Raw genomic sequence first — 7850 nt, 5'->3', positions numbered from 1 at the left:
TCCACCCCGAAGGGCTTCATCGTTCGACTTGCATGTGTTAAGCACGCCGCCAGCGTTCGTCCTGAGCCAGGATCAAACTCTCCGTGAATGTTTACCGGTTATCCGGTGACACTCGCGTTGAGCGGAACAAGCCGGAGGAATAGTCCGACTCGTTCACAGCGTCCTCGCTGTGTATTGCCACCCCGCAAGCGGGATGGACTTTTCAAAGGAACCTCGACCATCCGAAGATGGACGGGGTATCAACTAATCTGGCGTTGATTTTTGGCACGCTGTTGAGTTCTCAAGGAACGGACGCTTCCTTTGTACTCACCCTCTCGGGCTTTCCTCCGGGCTTTTCCCTTCGGTCTTGCGTTTCCGACTCTATCAGATCTTTCCGATCCGATTTCCTCGGTGCCTTTCGGCTGCTTTCCGGTCCCTCGCTTTCGCTTGGGCCCTTCCGGCGGTTCCGACTCTATCAGATCCTTTCGGCGTCTGATTCCCAGTCAGCGGGAGTTGTCTTTCCGGCTGTTGGGCCGTTCCGACGAGTGAGACTTTAGCGGATTCCTTGCCTCCGACGCTAATCGGGCGGCTGCGTTCAAACCTTCGAACGCGGATTCCTCATTTCGCAAAAACGCACGGAAAGCATGGCGATGCAACGAGGCAGCGCCTGCTCGTAGTGGTTCTTGCGGAGTGGCTGTCCGGGGCCGACCGGAGTCGGTGCTCACGTCGGACAACTCGGAGAACACTACGCACGGGGAAATCCCTTGTCAACCCCGGTCCTGGGCCCTAGCCTCCCCGCATGACTACGCATGCGCACACCACCCAGTGGTGGGCCGCCTGACGGCGGCCCCTCCTGCGCATGCAACCAGACGGCCGCCGCCTCGGCGGCCGTTCGTGTTGTCCCCTCCGGGACCGGCCGTCGGGCCGGCGCCACGGAGAGAGGAAGCACCGAAGCCATGGACCAGAAGCGTTCGCGGACGTTCAGTGGGGTCAAGCCGACCGGGCATCTGACGCTGGGCAACTACCTCGGGGCCGTACGGCGGTGGGTCGAGGCCGATCAGCACCGCTCCGACGCGCTGTTCAGCGTCGTGGACCTGCACGCGCTGACCGTCGAGCACGATCCGGCGCGGCTACGGCGGCTGAGCCGCCAGGCGGCGACGCTGTTGCTGGCGGCGGGCCTGGATCCCGCGCTGTGCACGGTGTACGTGCAGAGCCATGTCGACGAGCACGCGCGGCTCTCGTACCTGCTCGAGTGCACGGCCACGGACGGCGAGCTGCGGCGGATGATCCAGTACAAGGAGAAGAGCGTCCGGGCGCGGGCGGCCGGGGACGGTGTGCGGCTGTCGCTGCTCACGTATCCCGTGCTGATGGCGGCGGACATCCTGGCGTACGCGACGGACGACGTGCCGGTCGGTGAGGACCAGCGGCAGCACGTGGAGCTGGCGCGCGATCTCGCCCTGCGGTTCAACCAGCGGTACGGGCACACGTTCACCGTGCCCCGCGCGACGCATCCCGCAGTGGCGGCGCGCGTGATGGATCTGCAGGACCCGATGTCGAAGATGGGGAAGTCGCACGAGAACGGCTCGGGGATCGTCTATCTGCTCGACGAGCCGGACGTGGTGCGCAAGAAGGTCATGCGGGCCGTGACCGACAGCGGCACCGAGGTCGTGTACGACCGGGAGGCGCGGCCCGGGGTGGCGAATCTGCTCGACATCCTGGCGGCGGCGACGGACCGGGCGCCGGCGGAGCTGGCCGGTGAGTACTCCGCGTACGGGGCTCTGAAGCGGGACACGGCGGAGGCGGTCGTCGAGCTGCTGCGGCCGGTGCGGGAGCGGCATGCGGAGCTGGCCGCCGATCCCGGGTACGTGGACCGGGTGCTGCGGGAGGGGGCCGAGCGGGCGCGGGGCATGGCGCGGCCGGTGGTGGACCGGGCCTATCGGGCCATCGGGCTGTTGCCGGCCGCCTGAGGAGGAGGGGCGGGCGCCGGGGTGGGTGCGTGTCCTGCCCCGGCGTCTGCTCTCTTCCTCCGTCGGGTCAGCCGTTGCCGGAGGCGAGTTCGCGGCTGCGGTCGCGGGCGGCTTCCAGGGCGGCGATGAGGGCGGCCCTTACGCCGTGGTTCTCCAGTTCGCGGATGGCGCTGATGGTGGTGCCGGCCGGGGAGGTCACGGCCTCGCGGAGCTTGACCGGGTGCTCGCCGCTGTCGCGGAGCATGACCGCGGCGCCGATGGCGGCCTGGACGATGAGGTCGTGGGCCTGGGCGCGGGGCAGGCCGAGGAGGATGCCGGCGTCGGTCATGGCCTCGACGAGGTAGTAGAAGTACGCCGGTCCGGAGCCGGAGAGCGCGGTGGCGGCGTCCTGCTGCGACTCGGGGACGCGCAGGGTCTTGCCGACGCCGCCGAAGATCTCCTCGGTGTGGGCGAGGTGCTCGGGGGTGGCGTGGCTGCCGCCCGAGATCACGGACATGCCCTCGTCGACGAGGACGGGGGTGTTGGGCATGACGCGGACGACCGGGGTGCCCGTGGTCAGCCGCTCCTCGATGAAGGCGGTGGGGATGCCGGCTGCGGCGCTGATGACGAGCCGGTCGGCGGCGACGTGCGGGGCGAGCTCGTCGAGGAGCCGGCCCATGTCCTGCGGCTTGACGGCGAGGATGAGGGTGTCGGCGCGCTTGGCGGCGTCGGCGTTGGAGACCGCCTCGACGCCGTAGCGGTCGTGCAGTTCGGCGGCGCGCTCGGAGCGGCGGGCGGTGACGAGCAGGTTGGCGGGGCGCCAGCCGGCGCGGATCATGCCGCTGAGGAGCGCTTCACCGATCTTGCCGGTGCCGAGGACTGCGACGGTCTGGGTCATGGCTCTGTTCACCTCGCCGGAGGGGGTACGTGCGGCCATCCTCGCACCGTGCCCGGTCCGGCGGCGTGGGCGTCCGAGGGGCGGTCACGCGGTACGGCGGCGCAGGGTGGCGGCGCCGAGGCCGAGGACGAGGACGGCGCAGCCTGCGACGACGAGGGCGTCGCGGACGAAGTCGGCGGTGACGTCGGTGTGGCGGAGGACCTCGTTCATGCCGTCGACGGCGTACGACATGGGCAGGACGTTCGAGATGCCTTCGAGGACGGGCTGCATCTGGTCGCGCGGGGTGAACAGGCCGCAGAGCAGCAGCTGGGGGAAGATCACGGCCGGCATGAACTGGACGGCCTGGAACTCGGACGCGGCGAAGGCGGAGACGAAGAGTCCGAGGGCGGTGCCGAGGAGCGCGTCGAGCAGGGCGACCAGGAGCAGCAGCCAGGGCGAGCCGACGACGTCGAGGCCGAGGAACCGCAGGGCGAGGCCGGTGGCGAGGGTCGACTGGATCACGGCGAGCAGGCCGAAGGCGAGCGCGTAGCCGGCGATGAGGTCGCCCTTGGCGAGGGGCATGGCCAGGAGGCGTTCGAGGGTGCCGGAGGTGCGTTCGCGCAGGGTGGCGATGGAGGTCACCAGGAACATCGTGATCAGCGGGAAGATGCCGAGCAGCGAGGCGCCGATGCTGTCGAAGGTCTGCGGGCTGCCGTCGAAGACGTAGCGGAGCAGCAGGAGCATCAGGCACGGGACGAGGAGCATCAGGGCGATCGAGCGCGGGTCGTGGCGCAGTTGGCGCAGGACGCGGGCGGCGGTGGCGAGGGTGCGGTCGAGGCTCACGGCTGGGACTCCTGGTGTACGGGGAGGGCGGCGCGGGCGTTGGCGGCGTCGACCAGGTGGAGGAAGGCGGCCTCGACGGTGGGGGTGTCGTTGCGGTGGCGGAGGGCCTCGGGGGTGTCGTCGGCGAGGATCTCGCCCTCGCGCATGAGGAGCAGGCGGTGGCAGCGCTCGGCCTCGTCCATGACATGGGAGGAGACGAGCAGGGTGGTGCCGCGCTCGGTGGCGATGCGGTGGAAGAGGTTCCACAGGTCGCGGCGGAGGACGGGATCGAGGCCGACGGTCGGTTCGTCGAGGACGAGGAGTTCGGGGGCGCCGAGGAGGGCGACGGCGAGGGAGACGCGGCTGCGCTGGCCGCCGGAGAGCCGGCCGGCGAGGGCGTGGGCGTGGGAGGCGAGGTCGACGTCGGCGATGGCCCGCTCGACGGCGGCGCGGCGCTCGTCGCGGCGGGCGCGGCCGGGGAAGAGGACGGCGGCGAAGTAGTCGAGGTTCTGCTGGACGGTGAGGTCGTCGTAGACGGACGGGTCCTGGGTGACGTAGCCGATGCGGGAGCGCAGCTCGGCGTCGCCGGCGGGGCGGCCGAGGACGTGGAGGGTGCCGGTGACGTTGGCCTGGGTGCCGACGACGGCGCGCATGAGGGTGGTCTTGCCGCAGCCGGAGGGGCCGAGGAGGCCGGTGATCCGTCCGGGCGGGACGGTGAAGTCGATGCCGCGCAGGACGGCGCGGTCGCCGCGGACGACGGTGAGACCGCGCGCGACGATCGCTCCGGATCCCGGGTCGGGGGCGGGGTCGGCCGGAGCGTCGGCGGATTTATTCATCATGCGATGAATACTGCTCGCGAGGGTAAGGGGCGTCAAGACTCCGGGCGCGCGGAAACGCGGAAGCGGACGGCCCCGGGGCGGGGCCGTCCGCTTCCGGCGGCTGCTGCGCTACTTGCGCTTGGGCTTCGGCCTGCGCTTGGCGGCCGGGTTGCCCGTGCGGGAGGAGCGGCGCTTCTCGTACTGGGCGCGGGCCGTCTCGTACTCGGCACGGCGGAGTTTCTCGCCGGGGGCCTCGGTGAAGGTGCGGAAGAAGTAGGCGAGCAGCGAGCCGATGAAGCCGATGACCTTGAGGCTGCGCAGGGACTCCTCGCGGGCCGGGTCGGCGGGGCGGCGGGAGAAGCCCTCCCAGGTCTTGCGGAAGGCGATGGCGCTGCAGATGGCGAACATGACCACCACGAGCACGTTGACGAAGCCGCCGACCTCGGCGACCTCCAGCCCCTGGTACGCGAACCGCAGCACGAAGCAGCCGGCGGCCGCGGCGAGCAGCGCGCCGAGCCCCACGGCGAGGCGGCGCAGCCCGTAGTGCCCGTCGTGCTCCACCCAGGTCGTCCCGAAGAACCGGATCTCCTCGGGCCGGGGTCCGGCGGCGGGCTGTCCGGCCGGGGCGGGCTGCTCGGGGCCGGGCTGGTCGGGGCCGGTGCGGTCGTCGTCGCTCACGGGACCGATTATCCCGCGAGCGGCGACGGGCGCGGGATCAGGAGCAGCGCGGGGCGACGTAGCCGTCGCGGCCGGTCTTCACGTACGCGTCCGAGACGAACGCGCCGTCCGCGATGTTGTCCCAGATGTTGGTGGTGCCGTACGGGCCGGTGACCCATTCGCCGGGCGTCTGGCAGTAGATCGCCACCGAAGCGCCGACCGGCAGTGTGTACAGGACCCGGTACTTGGTGCCCGGGCCGGAGCGGACGTTCACGCGGTAGCCCGGCGCGATCGGGTAGCGGACGGCCGACGCCGCCGCGGCGACCGACTCTGCGGACTCGTCAATGGACACGATGGATCCCCCCGTTCGGATGACGCGCGCAGGCTACCAAGCCATGTCCGGAATCAATGCGTCATGGCATAGGCTCCGTGCGTCGTGCGCGCCGCACGAATTGACGGGGAATCACACGGGGTGGGGCAATGCCACCGTTGCGCAGCACCGGCGTCGGCCGGGAGGCGGAAGATCCGGAGTACGCGGGCGAGTACCGGCTCGGAGCCTGTCTCGGTTCCGGCGGCATGGGCGTCGTCCACCTGGCCCACTCCGCGTCCGGGCTGCGGCTCGCGGTCAAGGTCGTCCATGAGGGCTACGCGTCGGACCCGGAGTTCCGGGCCCGGTTCAGGCAGGAGGTCGCGGCGGCGCGGCGGGTGAGCGGCGCGTTCACCGCGCCCGTCGTCGACGCCGACCCGGACGCGGAGCGGCCCTGGATGGCGACGCTGTACGTGCCCGGGCCGACGCTCGCCGAACAGGTGAAGCGGAGCGGGCCGTTGAGCCCGGCGGAGCTGCGCCGGCTGACCGCCGGACTCGCCGAGGCGCTGCGGGACATCCACCGGGCCGGCGTGGTGCACCGGGACCTCAAACCGGGCAATGTGCTGCTCACCGACAGCGGGCCGAAGGTCATCGACTTCGGCATCTCCCGGCCCTCGGACAGCGATGTGCGCACGGAGACGGGCAAGCTGATCGGCTCGCCTCCGTTCATGGCGCCCGAGCAGTTCCAGCGGCCCCGGGAGGTCGGCCCGGCTGCGGACGTGTTCGCGCTCGGCTCGGTGCTGGTGCACGCGGCGACAGGGACCGGGCCGTTCGACTCGGACAGCCCGTACCTGGTGGCGTACCAGGTCGTGCACGACGAGCCCGATCTCAGCGGCGTCCCGGCGGAGCTGGCGCCGCTCGTCGCCCGCTGCCTCGCCAAGGAGCCGGGCGACCGGCCCACGCCGGACGAGATCATGGCGGCGCTGCAGCCGCCGTCGTACGAGGCGGCGGCCTTCGTCCCGGCCCAGCGGCGGCCGTTGTCGCCTTCGGGCGCAGCCACCCTGGGGCTGCGGCCCGCCGGCCCCGATCCGGCCGCCACCGTCGGGGCGCCGGACCAGGCGCGCACCCGGGCCGTACGGCGGCGCAGGCGGCCGCTCGGCCTCGTGGCCGCGGCCGTGGTCGTCGCGCTGGCGGTCGGCGGCGTGCTCGCCGCGTGGCCGGAGGCCGGGGACGAGCGCCAGGACCGGCGGCAGCGGGCGTCCGCGACGAAGCCGATCGGCGCCTGGCGGACACCGCTGCGCACGGCCGGCGACTCGGCGCCCGCCTGCTCCGCGGGCGCCGACGGTGCCGTGTACTGCGCGGCGCGCGGCACCGGGGCCGCCCAGCTCGACCCCTCGACCGGCGCGGTCGTCTGGTCGCGGCAGGAGCGGACGGGCATCGCCGTCGCCGCGCCGGTGCTTGCCGCCGGGACGGTGGGGGCGAGCGTCGGCGAGGACGGCGGACGGTTCGTCACGTACGACGCGGCCGGCGGCCGCCCCGGCTGGAGCACCGCCGTGCCGGCCAATGGTGCCGTCCACCCGGCGGGCGACACGCTGCTCCTCGGCTCCGGTTCCGGCACGGTGACCGCCGTCGACGCGCGGACGGGCGAGCGGCTTTGGCGGCGTGCGCTGCCGGGGCACCGGGCCCCGCTGTTCGGCCCGTACGACGGGTCCGGCGGTGTGGTGCACGTCTTCGAGGAGACGCCGGACGGTACGCGCACGCTGGTCAGCAGCGTGCGCGCCCGGACGGGCGAGACGGTGCACCGGCGCGTGCTGAACGGCCGTCTCGTCCCGGCCGGCGTCTCGGGCGGTGCGCTGTTCCTGACGGCCCGCGGCCTCGACGGGCTGACCGAGGCGGTCGTGCGCCACGACCCCGCGACCGGCGCGGCCGAGCACGTTCCGCTGCCGTTCCGGCTGGAGGAGCCCCAGGCCGTGGTGGCGGGCGACGTCGTCCATCTGCTGACCCGCGCCGGGATCCTGGTGGCCGTGGACACCGTGGGCGGGCGGACGCTCTGGCAGTTGGAGACGGCCGCCGGCCGGGTCTCCGCGCCGGTCCTCGGCGACGGTGGGCGGCTGTACTTCTCGACGGCGGACGGACGGCTGCTCGCGGTCGACACGGCGCGCGGTGTGCTGCTGGGGCAGACCGAGCCCCGGCTGCGCGGCGGCAGGCTCGGCCACGCCGCGTCCGTGCCCGCCCCCGTCGTCGTCGGACCGCGTGTCGTGGGCACGGCCCCCGACGGGTCGGTGTTCGCGGTGGACGGGGCGGATCCGGCGGCCTGGTGACACGGAGGCGGGGGGGGGGGGGGGGGCGCCCCCCCCCCCCCCCCCCCCGACGCCCCCGGCGGGGAGGCAAACGAACCGGGTTGAGGTGCCCCCCCACCCCCCCGACCCCCGCCATGTCGACGC

7 protein-coding genes and 1 rRNA gene are annotated in these 7850 nt (G+C 72.6%); 2 read left to right on the top strand and 6 right to left on the bottom strand.

Translation table 11 applies throughout. The features are described 5' to 3' along the window. Window positions 1-88, bottom strand: a 16S ribosomal RNA gene (locus ACGFMM_RS11695); the annotation flags it as partial. Window positions 89-935: 847 nt separating this feature from the next. On the opposite strand from ACGFMM_RS11695, the gene trpS reads away from it, so the two are divergent. Next, the gene (gene trpS, locus ACGFMM_RS11690) at window positions 936-1946 is read left to right on the top strand and encodes a tryptophan--tRNA ligase (RefSeq protein ID WP_393645493.1); all 1011 of its coding nucleotides are present in this window, start codon (window positions 936-938) and stop codon (window positions 1944-1946) included. A 67-nt stretch (window positions 1947-2013) separates the two neighbouring features. On the opposite strand, the gene proC is transcribed toward trpS, so the two are convergent. The 5 genes from proC to ACGFMM_RS11665 all read right to left on the bottom strand — a co-directional run bounded on the left by proC (window position 2014) and on the right by ACGFMM_RS11665 (window position 5451). Further along, window positions 2014-2823, bottom strand: a complete 810-nt coding sequence (gene proC / locus ACGFMM_RS11685; RefSeq protein WP_393645491.1) for a pyrroline-5-carboxylate reductase — start codon at window positions 2821-2823, stop codon at window positions 2014-2016. Between the two features lie 84 nt (window positions 2824-2907). Then, a complete protein-coding gene (locus ACGFMM_RS11680; protein ID WP_393645489.1) occupies window positions 2908-3645 on the bottom strand; it encodes an ABC transporter permease in 738 nt (245 codons plus the stop codon). Beyond that, complete coding sequence (locus ACGFMM_RS11675) at window positions 3642-4463, bottom strand: ABC transporter ATP-binding protein (RefSeq protein ID WP_393645488.1); 822 nt, start codon at window positions 4461-4463, stop codon at window positions 3642-3644. The genes ACGFMM_RS11680 and ACGFMM_RS11675 overlap by 4 nt, the downstream gene beginning before the upstream one ends. Window positions 4464-4571: 108 nt before the next feature. Further along, on the bottom strand, window positions 4572-5120 hold the full coding sequence (locus ACGFMM_RS11670; protein WP_393645486.1) for a hypothetical protein: 549 nt from the start codon (window positions 5118-5120) through the stop codon (window positions 4572-4574). Window positions 5121-5157: 37 nt separating this feature from the next. Next, the gene (locus ACGFMM_RS11665) at window positions 5158-5451 is read right to left on the bottom strand and encodes an SH3 domain-containing protein (protein WP_393645484.1); all 294 of its coding nucleotides are present in this window, start codon (window positions 5449-5451) and stop codon (window positions 5158-5160) included. A 128-nt stretch (window positions 5452-5579) separates the two neighbouring features. Between ACGFMM_RS11665 and ACGFMM_RS11660 the strand changes: the two genes are divergently transcribed. Beyond that, complete coding sequence (locus ACGFMM_RS11660; protein ID WP_393645482.1) at window positions 5580-7727, top strand: PQQ-binding-like beta-propeller repeat protein; 2148 nt, start codon at window positions 5580-5582, stop codon at window positions 7725-7727. Window positions 7728-7850 lie beyond the last annotated feature (123 nt).

The organism is Streptomyces sp. NPDC048604 (genome assembly GCF_043199435.1).
Lineage (GTDB): Bacteria > Actinomycetota > Actinomycetes > Streptomycetales > Streptomycetaceae > Streptomyces.
The sequence above is the reverse complement of the archived record's forward strand: the minus strand, read 5'-3'. Positions and strand labels throughout refer to the sequence as shown.

Coding starts and splice junctions, on each gene's coding strand:
- trpS (WP_393645493.1), top strand. CDS start 936: ATGGACCAGAAGCGTTCGCGGACGTTCAGTGGGGTCAAGCCGACCGGG.
- proC (WP_393645491.1), bottom strand. CDS start 2,823: ATGACCCAGACCGTCGCAGTCCTCGGCACCGGCAAGATCGGTGAAGCG.
- ACGFMM_RS11675 (WP_393645488.1), bottom strand. CDS start 4,463: ATGATGAATAAATCCGCCGACGCTCCGGCCGACCCCGCCCCCGACCCG.
- ACGFMM_RS11660 (WP_393645482.1), top strand. CDS start 5,580: ATGCCACCGTTGCGCAGCACCGGCGTCGGCCGGGAGGCGGAAGATCCG.